Annotated in this window: 16 protein-coding genes and 2 pseudogenes; 8 read left to right on the top strand and 10 right to left on the bottom strand. The window is 64.7% G+C overall.

Features of this window, described 5'->3' with window-relative positions; translation table 11 throughout:
- Nucleotides 1–405: 405 nt before the first annotated feature.
- From PX52LOC_RS05175 to PX52LOC_RS05165, 3 genes are all read left to right on the top strand, one after another.
- Nucleotides 406–1537 (top strand): IS3 family transposase gene (locus tag PX52LOC_RS05175; protein ID WP_390637529.1). Its coding sequence is split into 2 segments (ribosomal slippage): nt 406–687 and nt 689–1537, totalling 1131 coding nucleotides; the frame shifts between segments, so codons are not numbered across the junction.
- 145 nt (nt 1538–1682) lie between these two features.
- Complete coding sequence (locus PX52LOC_RS05170) at nt 1683–1901, top strand: hypothetical protein (RefSeq protein ID WP_149109087.1); 219 nt, start codon at nt 1683–1685, stop codon at nt 1899–1901.
- A gap of 47 nt (nt 1902–1948) precedes the next feature.
- The gene (locus PX52LOC_RS05165; protein WP_149109086.1) at nt 1949–2155 is read left to right on the top strand and encodes a hypothetical protein; all 207 of its coding nucleotides are present in this window, start codon (nt 1949–1951) and stop codon (nt 2153–2155) included.
- Nucleotides 2156–2376: 221 nt separating this feature from the next.
- Here the strand turns inward: PX52LOC_RS05165 and PX52LOC_RS05160 are convergent, their stop codons facing one another.
- The 3 genes from PX52LOC_RS05160 to PX52LOC_RS05150 all read right to left on the bottom strand — a co-directional run bounded on the left by PX52LOC_RS05160 (nt 2377) and on the right by PX52LOC_RS05150 (nt 6222).
- The gene (locus tag PX52LOC_RS05160) at nt 2377–3030 is read right to left on the bottom strand and encodes a hypothetical protein (RefSeq protein WP_149109085.1); all 654 of its coding nucleotides are present in this window, start codon (nt 3028–3030) and stop codon (nt 2377–2379) included.
- Between the two features lie 550 nt (nt 3031–3580).
- Nucleotides 3581–4672 carry a WD40 repeat domain-containing protein gene (locus PX52LOC_RS05155; protein WP_149109084.1) on the bottom strand — a complete coding sequence of 364 codons (1092 nt, stop codon included), beginning with the start codon at nt 4670–4672 and terminating at the stop codon, nt 3581–3583.
- A gap of 418 nt (nt 4673–5090) precedes the next feature.
- Nucleotides 5091–6222 (bottom strand): IS3 family transposase gene (locus tag PX52LOC_RS05150; RefSeq protein ID WP_390637529.1). Its coding sequence is split into 2 segments (ribosomal slippage): nt 5091–5939 and nt 5941–6222, totalling 1131 coding nucleotides; the frame shifts between segments, so codons are not numbered across the junction.
- Nucleotides 6223–6353: 131 nt separating this feature from the next.
- Here PX52LOC_RS05150 and PX52LOC_RS05145 point away from each other — a divergent pair.
- The gene (locus PX52LOC_RS05145) at nt 6354–6698 is read left to right on the top strand and encodes a DUF6370 family protein (RefSeq protein WP_149109083.1); all 345 of its coding nucleotides are present in this window, start codon (nt 6354–6356) and stop codon (nt 6696–6698) included.
- Nucleotides 6699–7034: 336 nt separating this feature from the next.
- Here PX52LOC_RS05145 and PX52LOC_RS05140 read toward each other — a convergent pair whose 3' ends face one another.
- Together PX52LOC_RS05140 and PX52LOC_RS05135 are read right to left on the bottom strand one after the other, a co-directional pair.
- On the bottom strand, nt 7035–7475 hold the full coding sequence (locus PX52LOC_RS05140) for a hypothetical protein (RefSeq protein ID WP_149109082.1): 441 nt from the start codon (nt 7473–7475) through the stop codon (nt 7035–7037).
- Nucleotides 7476–7537: 62 nt separating this feature from the next.
- The gene (locus PX52LOC_RS05135; protein WP_149109081.1) at nt 7538–7729 is read right to left on the bottom strand and encodes a hypothetical protein; all 192 of its coding nucleotides are present in this window, start codon (nt 7727–7729) and stop codon (nt 7538–7540) included.
- Between the two features lie 602 nt (nt 7730–8331).
- Between PX52LOC_RS05135 and PX52LOC_RS05130 the strand changes: the two genes are divergently transcribed.
- Together PX52LOC_RS05130 and PX52LOC_RS05125 are read left to right on the top strand one after the other, a co-directional pair.
- Nucleotides 8332–9090 carry a hypothetical protein gene (locus PX52LOC_RS05130; RefSeq protein WP_149109080.1) on the top strand — a complete coding sequence of 253 codons (759 nt, stop codon included), beginning with the start codon at nt 8332–8334 and terminating at the stop codon, nt 9088–9090.
- 173 nt (nt 9091–9263) lie between these two features.
- The gene (locus PX52LOC_RS05125; RefSeq protein WP_149109079.1) at nt 9264–9605 is read left to right on the top strand and encodes a DUF4259 domain-containing protein; all 342 of its coding nucleotides are present in this window, start codon (nt 9264–9266) and stop codon (nt 9603–9605) included.
- A gap of 659 nt (nt 9606–10264) precedes the next feature.
- Here PX52LOC_RS05125 and PX52LOC_RS05120 read toward each other — a convergent pair.
- Nucleotides 10265–10489, bottom strand: a complete 225-nt coding sequence (locus PX52LOC_RS05120; protein ID WP_168218813.1) for a transposase domain-containing protein — start codon at nt 10487–10489, stop codon at nt 10265–10267.
- Nucleotides 10490–10527: 38 nt separating this feature from the next.
- Between PX52LOC_RS05120 and PX52LOC_RS05115 the strand changes: the two genes are divergently transcribed.
- Nucleotides 10528–11661 (top strand): IS110 family RNA-guided transposase, encoded by a 1134-nt coding sequence (locus PX52LOC_RS05115; RefSeq protein WP_149109077.1) that lies wholly within the window; start codon nt 10528–10530, stop codon nt 11659–11661.
- Nucleotides 11662–11793: 132 nt separating this feature from the next.
- Here the strand turns inward: PX52LOC_RS05115 and PX52LOC_RS43735 are convergent, their stop codons facing one another.
- The 3 genes and pseudogenes from PX52LOC_RS43735 to tnpA all read right to left on the bottom strand — a co-directional run.
- On the bottom strand, nt 11794–12171 hold the full coding sequence (locus tag PX52LOC_RS43735) for an IS66 family transposase (protein WP_168218812.1): 378 nt from the start codon (nt 12169–12171) through the stop codon (nt 11794–11796).
- A gap of 31 nt (nt 12172–12202) precedes the next feature.
- Nucleotides 12203–13294 (bottom strand): annotated as a pseudogene (tnpC, locus tag PX52LOC_RS05105) (IS66 family transposase); the annotation flags it as partial.
- A 10-nt stretch (nt 13295–13304) separates the two neighbouring features.
- Nucleotides 13305–13466: pseudogene (gene tnpA / locus PX52LOC_RS43730) on the bottom strand (IS66 family insertion sequence element accessory protein TnpA); the annotation flags it as partial.
- A gap of 56 nt (nt 13467–13522) precedes the next feature.
- Here tnpA and PX52LOC_RS05100 point away from each other — a divergent pair.
- A complete protein-coding gene (locus tag PX52LOC_RS05100) occupies nt 13523–13873 on the top strand; it encodes an ATP-binding protein (RefSeq protein ID WP_149109074.1) in 351 nt (116 codons plus the stop codon).
- Between the two features lie 269 nt (nt 13874–14142).
- Here PX52LOC_RS05100 and PX52LOC_RS05090 read toward each other — a convergent pair whose 3' ends face one another.
- Nucleotides 14143–14559, bottom strand: coding sequence for a hypothetical protein (locus PX52LOC_RS05090; protein WP_149109073.1), 417 nt, complete (start codon nt 14557–14559; stop codon nt 14143–14145).
- Nucleotides 14560–14576: the final 17 nt, after the last annotated feature.

Raw genomic sequence — 14576 nt, 5'->3', positions numbered from 1 at the left:
GCAGCTTCTTCCGCATGTACCGCCGCGCCTGTCGGTAGGCCCGCCACGCGGCGTCATCACCTCCCGCCCAGCTCTCACGCTTTCTCACACTGCGGCCACTGTCGCCCTTGGCAGTTGCAGGTGGGCGATGCGATCTCGTCCCCGCGCAGGTTCAGCCGGAGCTCATGACCCGAATTGAGCGGAGAGATTTGGCTTTTGGCATCCCGATCGCTATGACTCTTGCACACGTCCACTTGTTGATCAGATCACCCGAGACGGATCGAGGGCGTCATGAATCAATCCCTACCCCACTTGTACCGGCTGGCGAACGAGGCGGCCAACCAACTGGCCGCGGCGGTCGAATTATAGTGGACCCCGAAACTGAGACCGCCAGGTAAGCTACTCTGGCGGCCCTCGGAGGTGGTCCTGATGACGGCGAAGCGGAAGACCCACACGGCGGCGTTCAAAGCCCAGGTCGCTCTGGCCGCGGTGAAGGGCGACAAGACGGTCAACGAGTTGGCCGCCCACTTCGGCGTCCACCCGACCCTCATCCACGGGTGGAAGAAGCAACTCCTGGCCGGGGCCGAGGCCGTGTTCGCCGCCGGAGCGAAGGCGGTCGCCCCCGGCGACGACCAGACACCCGCGCTGTACGAGCAGATCGGCCGGCTCAAGGTCGAGCTCGACTGGGTGAAAAAAAAAGCTGCGACGTTCGGTTGACGACCTGCGGCCGCTGATCGACCCCGGGCACGCCGACCTGAGCGTCCGTCGGCAGTGCCAACTGGTCGGGCTCGGCCGGGCCACGTACTACCGGGGGCCGGCCGAGGAGTCGGCCGACAACCTGGCCCTCATGCGGCGGATCGACGAGCAGTACACGGCCTGCCCGTTCTACGGCAGCCGGCGGATCGCCCGGTGGCTGGCCCGCAACGGCCACCCGGCGAACCGCAAGCGGGTCCAGCGGTTGCTCCGGGTCATGGGCCTGGAAGCCATCCACCCGAAGCCGAAGCTGTCGGCCGGGCGGGGCCACCCGGTGTACCCGTACCTCCTCCGCGGCGTGCCGATCGACCGCGTCGGGCAGGTGTGGAGTGCCGACATTACATACCTGCCGCTGCCCGGCGGGTTCATGTACTTGGCCGCCACCATCGACTGGTACAGCCGGTACGTGGTGGCCTGGCGGTTGTCGAACACGCTCGACGGGGCGTTCTGCCGGGACATGCTGGACGAGGCGTTGGCGGCCGGCACCCCGGAGGTGTTCAACACCGATCAAGGGGTGCAGTTCACGGCCGGGGCGTGGGTCGAGCGGGTGGAGGCGGCCGGGGCGCGGGTGAGCATGGACGGCCGGGGGCGGTGCCTGGACAACGTGTTCGTCGAGCGGCTGTGGCGGACGGTGAAGTACGAGGACGTGTTCCTGCGGGGATACGAGACGGTGACCGAGTTGGAGCGGGGGTTGAAGGCGTACTTCACCTTCTACAACGAGGCCCGCTTGCACCAGTCACTGGGGTACAAGACCCCGGCCGAGGTGTACCGGGCCGGACGGTCAAAAGAGCCGGCGAAGGAGTAGCTTAAATTCGTCGGTTTTTGGTCTCGCAAATGGGGTCCACTATAAATGTCACCCCCGTGACACGGGGCATTGGTTCACCGTGTTGGCCCGGGCGGTCCACCTGATCTGGTGTAACCGGTGGCAGATGGAGCCCGCCGAGGCGGAAATGGCCGAACTCGTCTCCGCGGGCGTGGGCGGCGCGACCGCGGCCGATCTGACGCGGGACGGGGTGACGGCCCTGAAGGAACTCGTGCACGAGTTCTTGGGGGTGACCGTCCTGACCTCGGAAGGGCGCGAACGGGCGCGGGCGTTAGCAGCCCGATGGCCCGGGAACGTCCCGGTACGATCAGGACGCAGTTCGCTTGACACTGCCTATCAATCGTGAGAATATTATTGCCGGTGGCACGGTCGGCAGTTCGTAGTTGGTGGGCCATGACCCCAGAAGAGTTCGACGCCTTCGCGATCTGGGCTCCGGCCCTCCGGCCGCCCCGGGATTGGGACGGCGTCACGCCGTACTTGCTCCGCGTCGGTTGGGTGCACCTCCGGGGGCAAGAACTGCGGGCCTACCAAATCTCGGACGGAACGCGGATCCTGAACATCGAGGACGTAACGAAGGTCAGTCAGGCCGTGCGGGACTGACTCCCGGGCGGACGCGGTCCCGGTCCGAGCTTCACGAAGTACACACCCGACGGACACGAACACGACATTTGCGGGGCTATGATGGGGGTGGGGAGTCGCCCCGCCGAACCACCGACGCCGCATCGCAGATGCACGGGGTCTACCCCAAGCCTGTGAGCGGCGTCAACATTTCACACGGTCCCGATCAGGCCAGCATGAGTCTGTGGCTGCCCCGGCCCGCATCACTTCTTCCGGCCCACGATCTCGACTTGCGGCAGCTCGATTTTCCCGCGCCAGACGTGCCCACTTTTGGGCGGCGAAATGCCATCGGCTGGATCGACCGTGAACGTGCCCGACAGGGTGTACTTGTTCGCGTCGCCGTCCTCGATGACCCACATGCCACCCAGGTCGGGTGCGAGGGCCATCGCCTTCGGACGGGAGATCCCGAACGGGCTGGATCGCACGCGGATCGTACCATCGGGCGGGAGGGTCAGCCACTCGGACTTCGGGACGGCACCGCCGAAGGGGAATGGGGCGGACTTCACCGGCTGCCCGCCCTTGTCCCGCAATTCGCACCTCAACCCGCCCTTGTATTCCGGCCGAAAGTCCGATCGACCCACGTCGCAGTACACCTGGAGCGACTCGCCGATTGCCTCGCTGGCCTCCTGCAGTTCAACGTACACCGCCACCTCCCGACGGTCGGCCGACGGCACTTTTTCGCCCACGACCAGGCGGCCGCGCACCGCCCGGGACCGGGCATCGGCGACGGCCTTCGACCACTCGCCAGCGGCAACGACCGTGGGGGGATCGGCCGCCCGCCCGAGCCCGCCGAGCACACCGACCATGATCCCGGTCAAGGTCATGAGCCCGGCCCAGATTCCGCCCGCCTTGCGCATGGGATAACTCCTCCACGTTGTGACCGATCGTCTCACCGCTTGGCGAGAATGTATCGCCAGAACCGTAACCGGTGTGTAACTCGGTGAACGACGCGGCCCTCTCGATCGAGTGGCCGCGTGCGAGGTGGCGCGAACCGACGGCCTCACTCGGCGGCCGTCGCGCTGAAACACTATGCCTGGGTGCCGGAACACCTCTTCGAGCGGGCCGTGAAGGGCGACGTAAAAAGCGGCGTAAAGTTGACGCAAAAACCGACGTTGCCAGGAGTCGACACAAGCCGTCAGGAGAAAGCAAAAACGCCGGAAGTCCTCACGAGTGAAGGCTTCCGGCGTGTTATGTCACATCCTGACGGACACTGTCAGGATGCAATAGTGACCCTGCGGGGGTCAACACTGATTAGCGTAAGTCCGATTCTTGACACGCTTTGTGCATAGCTCTGGAGTGGACTACTGCAAATTCTACTGCAACTGACGAGATGGCAGCGTTCGTGAACTCGTTGACCGCCGAGCAGCGGGAGAAGTGGGGGCCCTGCTCGGCACGGGGAAGCCGCCATCAGCGTTTGTCTTCTTGGAACGTCGCCAAGTCGATCCGGGATATCGACTGTTCCTTATTGATAAAAAACAATGACCGCTTGTCTCTCGAGAACGTCAACGACGCAATCCCGCCGTTTCCGATCTTAGCCTTGTCTTCCATCCGGAATACTCGCTTCTGATCGGCGACTCGATAGATGTCGAGGAGCCATAAAAAGTCACCCTGTCCAGACGGTGCATAACCCACCGCAGCAAGAAGTTGACCGTCCAAAGAGAAGGCCAGTTGGGAATAGTAACGCAGCCACGGCGCGTCGCTCGCGGCGATCTCCGAGCTTCGCAATCCCGTTTTCGTATCGTGAAGTGTAATGCATGCTTGCCTCGTGTCGTCTCTGAACGGCTCAGTGTTGTAGGCGAGTAATTTTTCGTCAGCGGAGACGGCAAAGGTAGAAACGAGCCCACGGTAGAACCCGTCTAAACGGCTTCGGGTCGGCGCTTGATTGCTTTGCAGATTCCAGACCACGAGTTCACAAGACGGATGGCTCGCTCTATCCGTAACATCGTACCCTTTCGGCCAATCTGTCTGAAGTCGATTGCTAACACCTGAGTCGGGAAGGCGTCTTGCCGTAAGAGTTAGAGATTGCGAATTTATGGTGGTGACGACATTCACATCTGCGATGTAGGTAACGTGAATGTTGTCGGCCTGAAATTGGATTCGATCGGGACGGGAGGACATAGAGGGAACATTCACCTCCGCCGTCTGTTCACCCGTCAGAGCGTTCCAGAAGGTCAGAAGTTCGCGGTCCAATACGGCGAGCTTCGTGCCGTCGGAACTCAGCGCGATTTTGTTGCCTTTAATTGGTTTTTGGCTTCGAAACTCCTTCGCATGAGCGGGTCCGTCTGTGAAAAAATCCCACGACCGAAGGCTCCCAGTGGTCCTCTCTCCCATTGCCTCATGGCCAACAGATACGTGACCCAAGGCAACAATTGTCTTGCCGTCCGGGGCAACGGCGAAACTGGAGATGTCGTAAAATGGTGGTAGGTCGCGAGCTTGGGAAGACGATTCACGCGACTTGTTAAATAGAACTATCCCCGCCGCAGTCACAAGAAAGAGCACGCCCCCCACAATCCACACCACGGGCAGCAATCTACGACTGTTGTTTTTCATATCTGGCGATTATATTGTGTCAGTTGCGTCGTAACCAGTGAATGCCAGAGCATCTTCGGCGAGGATGTTGATTCTCCCTTCTTGAACGAACCGCAGTTCAATACCGGGCCGAACTGCAAACCTCCGCAGTGATAGGCGTGGCTTCGCGGCCGGCCCGTTTAATCACGAGCAGGCCGCCGGCGCGAAGCCACGGGGATAGATGCATACCGTCTCGAACGCCATCTGCTTCAACGCCTCGCAGATCTTCTCCAGTTCCGTCACCTGCTTATCGTTGATGTCCGTCACTTCGGTCGGTGTGCAAACCGTTTCCGTAGAACACCCCGTATAGTGGACCCCATTTGCGAGACCAAAAACCGACGAATTTAAGCTACTCCTTCGCCGGCTCTTTTGACCGTCCGGCCCGGTACACCTCGGCCGGGGTCTTGTACCCCAGTGACTGGTGCAAGCGGGCCTCGTTGTAGAAGGTGAAGTACGCCTTCAACCCCCGCTCCAACTCGGTCACCGTCTCGTATCCCCGCAGGAACACGTCCTCGTACTTCACCGTCCGCCACAGCCGCTCGACGAACACGTTGTCCAGGCACCGCCCCCGGCCGTCCATGCTCACCCGCGCCCCGGCCGCCTCCACCCGCTCGACCCACGCCCCGGCCGTGAACTGCACCCCTTGATCGGTGTTGAACACCTCCGGGGTGCCGGCCGCCAACGCCTCGTCCAGCATGTCCCGGCAGAACGCCCCGTCGAGCGTGTTCGACAACCGCCAGGCCACCACGTACCGGCTGTACCAGTCGATGGTGGCGGCCAAGTACATGAACCCGCCGGGCAGCGGCAGGTATGTAATGTCGGCACTCCACACCTGCCCGACGCGGTCGATCGGCACGCCGCGGAGGAGGTACGGGTACACCGGGTGGCCCCGCCCGGCCGACAGCTTCGGCTTCGGGTGGATGGCTTCCAGGCCCATGACCCGGAGCAACCGCTGGACCCGCTTGCGGTTCGCCGGGTGGCCGTTGCGGGCCAGCCACCGGGCGATCCGCCGGCTGCCGTAGAACGGGCAGGCCGTGTACTGCTCGTCGATCCGCCGCATGAGGGCCAGGTTGTCGGCCGACTCCTCGGCCGGCCCCCGGTAGTACGTGGCCCGGCCGAGCCCGACCAGTTGGCACTGCCGACGGACGCTCAGGTCGGCGTGCCCGGGGTCGATCAGCGGCCGCAGGTCGTCAACCGAACGTCGCAGCTTTTTTTTTCACCCAGTCGAGCTCGACCTTGAGCCGGCCGATCTGCTCGTACAGCGCGGGTGTCTGGTCGTCGCCGGGGGCGACCGCCTTCGCTCCGGCGGCGAACACGGCCTCGGCCCCGGCCAGGAGTTGCTTCTTCCACCCGTGGATGAGGGTCGGGTGGACGCCGAAGTGGGCGGCCAACTCGTTGACCGTCTTGTCGCCCTTCACCGCGGCCAGAGCGACCTGGGCTTTGAACGCCGCCGTGTGGGTCTTCCGCTTCGCCGTCATCAGGACCACCTCCGAGGGCCGCCAGAGTAGCTTACCTGGCGGTCTCAGTTTCGGGGTCCACTATACCGTGAGCATCCGGTTCACTGGCCGCTCGGCCGGCGGATGCCCCCTCATCGCTCGTTAGGAGATGGACCATGCTTCGATCGATACTCGTCCTCGCCACGGTCGCGCTCGCCGCGTTCTCGGCCCCGATCGCCTCTGCCGAAGAGAAGGCTCAAGGGAAGGACGTGAAGGTCACGGGCACGCTCGTGTGCGCCAAGTGCAAACTCAAGCTGGACGGCGTGAAGGAGTGTACGAACGCACTCCAGGTGAAGGAAGACGACAAGACCGTCACCTACCTCCTCACCGACAAGGGGTCGGAGGAAGACTACCACGTTTGCGGCGGCGGCGAGAAGAAGGACGTGACCGTGTCGGGCAAACTTACCGAGAAGGATGGCAAGAAGACGATCACGCCGACCAAGATCGAGTTGAAGAAGTAGTCGCTGGTAAACTGGTGGACTGATACCCGCACAGAGTGAAATGTCCGGGGGCGGCGAGTCTTATTCACCCGCCGCGCCCGGCCCTCGATCCATCCGTCAGTTCAGGCCGACGGTCGTAATGACCAGCTTCTTCAAGGCCTTCGCCGTCTCTTGGCTGTGCCGCTCGATCCGCTGCAACTCCTGGCGGCCGCCTCCATGACCTTTTCCACCCGCTCTTGTGCGTTCAACGCCTTGGCCGCACCCACCTGACTGAGGACGCTTTCCGCGGCCTGCTTCCCGCTGCCCCGCGCCTCGGTCAGTCGCACGTGATTGCTCTGGCCCGCCGATCGCGCCTCGTCACTTCCAGCGGTGCGGGACTTCGCCGTAGCACAGGGACACGACGAGGGAGATGATGGCGATGACGAACCCGGTCACGGACATGCCGAACGTCCACCAGAAGGTGCGCAACCGGAGTGCCATGTAGCTCGCCCGCAGTGCCTCGACTTCGGCGTTCCGCCCCTTCCCGCCGTTCGCGCCCGCGGCCTTGTCCGGCTCTTCCTTGAGGAACGCCAGGAACCCGCCGTGCAGCGCCCAATATCGGCCGGCGTTCGTCACCGCCAACAGGGTGCGCCCCTCGTCTGCGTACCGGGCCAACCGAAGTGACACGAGCAAGTCGGCCGCCGTCTTCCCGTCGGCCAAGGCGTCGTCGCCCCACCGCTCGGCGGCGAAATCGAAGGGGGCGACTTCCTTGCGGTCGTAGGCGGCTTGCAGCAACTCGTGGGCGCGGGTTTCGATCATCGGCGGCGGCGTCTCCGGGAGGTGAAAGGACGGGGTATTATTCGCGCCCCTTGCCCGCCGGATCAGGAATTCTCATCGACCCATTCACCGAGCATCGCACCGGCCTCGTCTGCCGTGAAGTAGCCCGCGGCCACGAGTTCGCGCACGAAGGTCACGGCCGATTCCCGGTGCGCGTCAGCCGTGCTGAGGCGGGAGAGGAGCACGAACGACCGCGCGACGGCGCGGAACGCGGGCCGCCACACGTGTTCCTGCAAGGTTACTTGTGTGCAGGATACCGTGCCGGTACGATGAGCGGGCAGACCGGCGGGGCCAAATGACTCCGGGTGACGAATGTTCGGTTGGTGGAAGACGTTCACCCGAGTGACGCAACTAACGCCCTTTGCCTGGCGTGACGATTGGCTTTACGCGCTGATCTTTCGGCGTGTCGAGAGAGAGTGGGAATGGTGGTGCCAACCGACCCAGGGCGAGAAGGCCTGGCAGTACGTTCTGGTGGGGGAATGGTCCCTGGCAGTACGTTCTGGTGGGGGAATGGTCCGCGGCCGATCAATCGAGGTGCGCCGGGCACGTCGTCCGGGCGTGGGTGCGGGACGCGAGCGGCGTGCGGGAGATCACACGGCGAGAGTACCGGCGGCACATGCGACGGATCCGGGACCGCATCTATCCGTTCGTGTTGATCTCGTTCCACGTCCTCCCCGATCGGCAGCGGGTCGTCATCGGACAGCGGACCGCCTCAACCGCCGGCGGGGGGGGTGTCGGTACTTGGTCCGCGGGTCGGGCGAGGCGACCACACTCGACCCGGACCCCACGGGCGGGTTCTGGAAATCGTAGGCCAAGTGCGTCCGAGGCGCGGCAGACCGTGGGCGTCGAACACCGCTGTTACCTGATCCCGAAGCCCGGCACGTTTCGGCCCCGGCCCGATACCGCCCTTGCGCTCGTCGCCGCGCTCCGGGATGACGGATGGGTACTTGCGCCCGATCACGCCGCCCTCGCCAAACTCTCTTTCGCCTCAAGCACGCTCTACAAACGCGCTCGCCGCCACGGCTACTTTACTCGCACCGTCGGGCAGCGGGCATCGTTTACCGCGCCCCTCGCCGAACTGTTGGCCAACTTCGCCGAGCGCGACCTGATGGTGGTATGGCCGGTGGAGTCGTTGGGCGTGAGCGGCCTCCGCTACCCCCTCGAACCGTTGCCGTTCGACGACCCGGCGGACGCCGCCGAGTGCTACTACGAGTTCCAATTACACTTCGGCCGCGACCTGATCTACCACACCTCCGAGGGCATCGATCCGTTCGAACCCCCGCCGACGTGCGATCGCGGCCACCCCGTCACGTTCGAACCGGAATCGGACTTCGACCCGTTCTTCGCATCGCGCCTGGCGGCCCGGTGCCCGAAGTGCGGTTCGGAGTTCGACCCGTCACAGCTTGTCGCCACCGGCCGGGACGGGTGGACGGGTGGACGGCGTGAGGTACAAGGCGGGGCGGCCTACCGATTCGCCATCGTCATCGACTGTGGGAAGTTCTTCGGGCCGCGCCCGCTTCGCTTCCATCCCCGGTTGAGGCGCCTCGTGGAGCAAGTCTTGGGCGTCGAAACGTACGAGGTGCCAGACTTCTACTAAACCGATTCGTTACCCACTCAGAAACCGCGCCCATCGATAAGAGTGCTATGGCCGGGTATCTTCAAGAACAGCCGCGAAAGCGTGGTGGATAGCGTTGGACCGGTCGTTTCGTTTGTGAGTATACTCCGACATGGTGTGAGAGACTTACAAGTTCGGCGGCGGAGGGATCGCGGATGGGCAGTTGGGGACCGGAGCCGTGGGCCAACGACACCGCCTCGGACTGGTACGATGACCTCTTCGAGCAGACCGGCTTCGCCCGGCGGGTCGAGGAGGCGATGCGGCTAGATGTCTCCGGGGACGAGGAGACGGTTCGGGCGGCCGCGTACTTGGTGGTGGTCCTGGCCCGGGGGACTGTCTGGCCCGGGGATCGCCGGGCCGTCCTGGAACTGGCGGCGTCCAAGCTGCAGGAGATGCTCGACCGGGAGGACGAACTGGATCTGCCCGACCACCACTTGGACCGGGTGCGGGAGGAGTTGCAGGTGCTGCGGGACCGCTTGGCCGGCGGCCGCGGGTGAGTCATCCAAGACGCCGAACCAGGTGGCGTGTTTTTTAATGGCGATTCTACGCCCCCCGGTTTGGGTCGAACGTCTTGCCGCTCTTGGGCACTCTATCCGCTTGAACCGTGGCTCTCCCTGTAATGGTGCCAACTCGGTTGGTTCGTGCAGACGAACATCACTTCCCAGGGCCTGGACCCACGGCCGCCGGTGAGGTCCAATGTCGTGCCGGTGGTATCAAGGCGTACGGAGGAGCGAGGTGCCCGCAAGCATTTTCGTCTACTGCCCGGCCGGGAAGGATGGCCTTGGTCGCGCCGATCTGGAAGAGGTGCTGGAGGAGTTCTTCGGGGCCGCGGCCGAGGACTCTGGGGCGGGCAGCGGCAAGGCGGGGTTCCATCTGGATTACGAGTTGGAGGACGGCGAAGATCCGCACGCTTGGGCTGATCGGCTCAAACCTTTCCTTGCCCGTATCGGTGTGCGGCCGGGTTCCACGTTCGATGTGTTTCCTGACGGATGGGAGCCGGGCCAAGAGTGGCGGCGGGTGGAGGTGTTCGGGGAGGACCGGCGGCGGCGGACCCAATCGGCCAGCCCGAGGTACGCCGTCCACGGCACGACCGGTAGTGTGAAAGCGTCCGGCGAGTTGGTCTGTCGGAGGGCGTGCGGGTTCGGCCCCGGTCGGGTTACGACGGTCGCCAGCGGTCGGGGAGGAGGTCGGCCACGTCGGCGTCGGGCGGCCGGGCCGGGACATGGGTCAGGAGGTCGCGGACGTACGCCCACGGGTCGAGGTGGTGCCGCTTCGCGCTGGCCACCACGCTCAGCAGGACGGCGGCCGAGGACAGCCCGCCGTCACCGCCGACGAAGAGCCAGATGATATGACCTACTTCGGGGGTGGTGCAACGCCGCACCACCGGGGATCGCCCGGAACCCTACGAAGGAGACGGTCATGGAAGCGGTGAACGCCTACGTCGGCCTGGACGTCCACAAGGATACGATCGCGGTTGCCATCGCCGATGCCGGCCGCGGCAGCGAGGTCCGGTTCTGGGGAACGGTCGCCAACGACGGCGATCACTTGGAGAAGTTGGCCCGCCAACTCGCCGCCAAGCATCTACGGCTGGAGTTCGTCTACGAGGCCGGTCCGTGCGGCTACGACGTCTACCGACGGTTGATCGCCGTCGGGTTCGCGTGCGTCGTCGTGGCGCCGTCGCGGATACCCCGGAAGCCCGGCGATCGCGTCAAGAACGACCACCGCGACGCCGTGTCGTTGGCCCGCCTCGCGCGGGCCGGCGAGTTGACCGCCATCTGGGTGCCCGACGGCGTCCACGAGGCCATGCGGGACGTGGTGCGGGCACGGCACGCCGCCAACAAGGACTTGAAGACGGCGCGGCAGCGGATCCAGAGTTACCTGCTGAAGTACCACATGATTTACCCCGGCAAGGCGTGGACCGGGCGGCACCTCGTCTGGCTGGCCAACCGGCGCTTCGAGCACGCGGCCCAGCAGATCGCCTTCCAGGGCTACGTCAACGGCATGGAGCAGGCGGCGGCCCGCCGCTCCGACGTGGAGGCGCAGATCCGCCAGTTGCTGCCGGAGTGGTCGTTGGCGGGTGTGGTCGACGGCTTGCAGAGCCTCCGTGGGGTGGCTCTCATCGTGGCGGTGTCGGTAGTCGCCGAGGTCGGCGACCTGGCCCGGTTCGACAGCCCGAAGCAACTGATGGCGTTCCTCGGCTTGGTGCCCGGCGAGCACTCCAGCGGCCGCACGATCCGGCCGCGGGGCATCACGAAGACGGGCAACGTGGGCGTGCGGCGGCTCCTGTTCGAGGCCGCGTGGAGCTACCGGCAGACGCCGAAGGTCGGGGCGTACAAGCGACAGCACATGCCGAAAGACATTCCGCAGGCGGCCAAGGACATCGCCTGGAAGGCGCAACAGCGGCTGTGCAAGCGGTACCGACAACTGCTCGGCCGGGGCAAGAAGCCCCAGGTGGCGATCACGGCCGTCGCCCGCGAACTGCTCGGGTTCATGTGGGCGATAGCGGGGGTGATCGCCGCCCCCTCACGACCCACGGTCGCGGCGCCGGTCTAACGGGGCGGGTGCGCGTGGCCGGACGAGGAACAACCGTCGGTGCGGTTCCGGGAACCCTCGTCAAGAATTCTGTGTTCCGATCACAGCAGCCAGAGCGAGGCAGCCCGTTCGACGAACGTCATCATGGGGTACCTAACCCCCGCATAAGAGTCTGATCGACCGTCGCGGCAATCCGATCGGTTGTTCCTCCTCCGGCCACGCGAAGACCTGACGAAACGAAAAACCTCCGGTGAGGTTGTCGGTGAATTGTTGCCCGATCCCTGGACAAAGGTCATAAGAATTCTTGCGGCCCAAGGCGAGCGGCCGGAGGGCCCGCTCGGCCGGCCCGTTGTCGATCGCCAGGCGGTGGTCGTCGAGGTAGCGGGTGAGCGTTTGCCACTGGTTCGTGGCGTACGTCACGGCCTGGCCGAACAGGCCCGACGGCAGCGCGACCCGCTTCTGGTCGGCCAACCACGTCGAGAAGGCATCGAGGACCGGCCGGGCGTGCTCCGTACGCGCCAGGCAAATCACGTACCGAGCGAACGCACGACGGTCGGAGGGCTCAGGCGGCCGGCGGGGTAGCGGTCTTCGAGCGATCGGCCCGCCACCGGTCGGGGAGCAACGGGGTGAGTTGCTCGTCCGTCGTGTCGGCGGCCAGGGCGTGGAGTCGCGGGAGGACGTCCCGGAGGTAGGCGAACGGGTCGATCCCGAGGTGCTTGCACGTCCCGACCACGGAGTACAGGACGGCGGCTGTCGGGCCGGCGGCGGCACTCCCGATCACGCCCCAGTTGTTGCGGCCGACGGCCACCGGCCGGAGCGTTCGTTCGGCGAGGTTGTTGTCGATGCTCAGGAACCCGTGCTCGACGTACCGGACCAGGGCCGCCCAGTTCCGAACGGCATAGGTGATGGCCTGCCCGAGTGGCGACTTGGGCAACGCGGCCGGGGCGTGCCGGTCGAGCCGCGCCCGCAACGCGGCCAGCACCGGGACGGCCTCGGCCTGCCGGCGGGCGTGGCGGACGGCCTCGGCGTCGGGCGACGAGTCGAGCGGCGGCAGTGCCCGCTCGACGGCGTACAGGCGGCGGATCAACCCCACCGCCTCGTCGGCCCGCCCGTCCCCGGCGTCCGCGGCGGCGACGAACTTCCGCCGCGCGTGCGCGAAGCAGCCCACGTGCGCGGCCCCGCCGGCGTAAACGTCGGCGTACTGCTGGAGGGCGTCGGCGTGAACGAAACCGGTGTACCCGGCGAGGAACCGCGTGGGGTGGTCCTGCGACCGGCCGGGCGTCAGGTCGAACACGGTGAACGGGTTCGCCGCGTCGCCCAGGTACACCCAGGCGTAGGCCGCCCGTCGCGGTTGCAACAGGGTGACGGGCGTCTCATCGGCGTGGATGGCGTACGACTGGCGGACGCGGGTCGCCATCGCCCGGGAGACGGGGTCGAGGGCCACGGCGCAGCCCCGCACCCCGTCGCACAGGGTGGACCGGGCCGCGGGGTACCCGTGGCGGGCGAGGATGGATTCCAGGCGGTGGAGGGGGAGGTGATCGACGAACTTCGAGACGACGACGTGGGCCAGCAGCCCCGGCCCGGCCGACCCGCGGTCGATCGGCTCGGGCGGGAGCGCCGGGCGGGGGCACCGCGGGTCGCACGACGGGGCTGAGGCCGAGGGCCTTCCGCCACGTGTAAAACCGCTTCTCGGTCAGCCCGCGGGCCAGACAGAACGCCCGGACCGAAAGGCCGGATGTTGCGAACGCGGCGACGGCGTCCCGCCAGAATTGTTCGCGGTCGACGGGGTCGGTCGGTGGGGTGGAAGAGAGTGGAGTGTCGGACATGGGGTCGCCTCCTCGGGTGAGAAAGCCACCATCGTAAATGACGACGCAAGGCGTCGATTCGCCGGACGCTTACCCAGCAGCAGCACCGCCTCGACCGCCTGCTGGCCGCCCTGGAGCGGGTCGACCTGCTCATCGTCGACGAACTGGGCTACCTGTCGTTCAGCCGGGCCGGGGCCGAACTGCTGTTCCAGGTGTTCGCCGACCGGTACGAGCGGGGGAGCGTGCTGATTACCAGCAACCTGCCGTTCGGCGAGTGGGGGACGATCTTCCAGGGCGAGCGGATGACGGCCGCCCTGCTCGACCGGCTGACGCACCGGTGCCACATCTATGAGATGAACGGCGAAAGTTATCGGTTCCGGGAGTCGATGAAGAGCAAGGCCGACAAGGCCACCAAGCCGAAGAAGTGAACTCCTCTCACCACCCGCACCGTTGGCCTCGGATTGGGTGCTCAGGTGGCCTTCGATTCGACGCTAATCACCACAACCGCACCACCTCGACCGCCTGGCCGTGGTCTACGTCCTCCAGTCCACGCCCAAGCAGGTCCTCGACAACCGGGAGTCGACCGACCGCCAGTACCAACTCGCCGGACGACTTCAGTTGTTCGCCTTGTTCGACCAAAAATTATGACTTGTATAGCTTCGCCATGTGGTTGTAGTTTCGGAGTATCAAATCTATTTCAGAAAAACTTAAAAAAACCTAGTTTATTGCCAGGGCGTCGATCTAATTTGTACTTCGAAAGCACACAATTTTTCTCAGCATGCTTATAGTATCTAATTAGGTAAATGCGCCCCTCATCATCCCAGTAATCTTCAGCTACAGTGCAAAGTTCTTGCATGGAAAAATCAGGATACACAGTGGATTGCTTTAGAGCCAGCTGATTTATCGGAGGGGTTCCCATCATTCTATGTACTTCTGCTTGAGTTGTTGCGTCATCAATTTGGGCAAATGCCACTGCAATTTTTCGTCGATCAACACCAATTCGGCAAACTGTCGCAGTTAAAATGCATGCTCCAAGGATCGCGCCAAAGCTCAAAACAATCATGTGGCAGCTACGCCGGTTATTTGGACTGGAAAATATTCGATAAATGATCATGTTATAATCTCGCGTTG

The organism is Limnoglobus roseus (genome assembly GCF_008254045.1).
GTDB lineage: Bacteria > Planctomycetota > Planctomycetia > Gemmatales > Gemmataceae > Limnoglobus > Limnoglobus roseus.
This window is presented reverse-complemented; position numbering and strand designations above follow the sequence as displayed.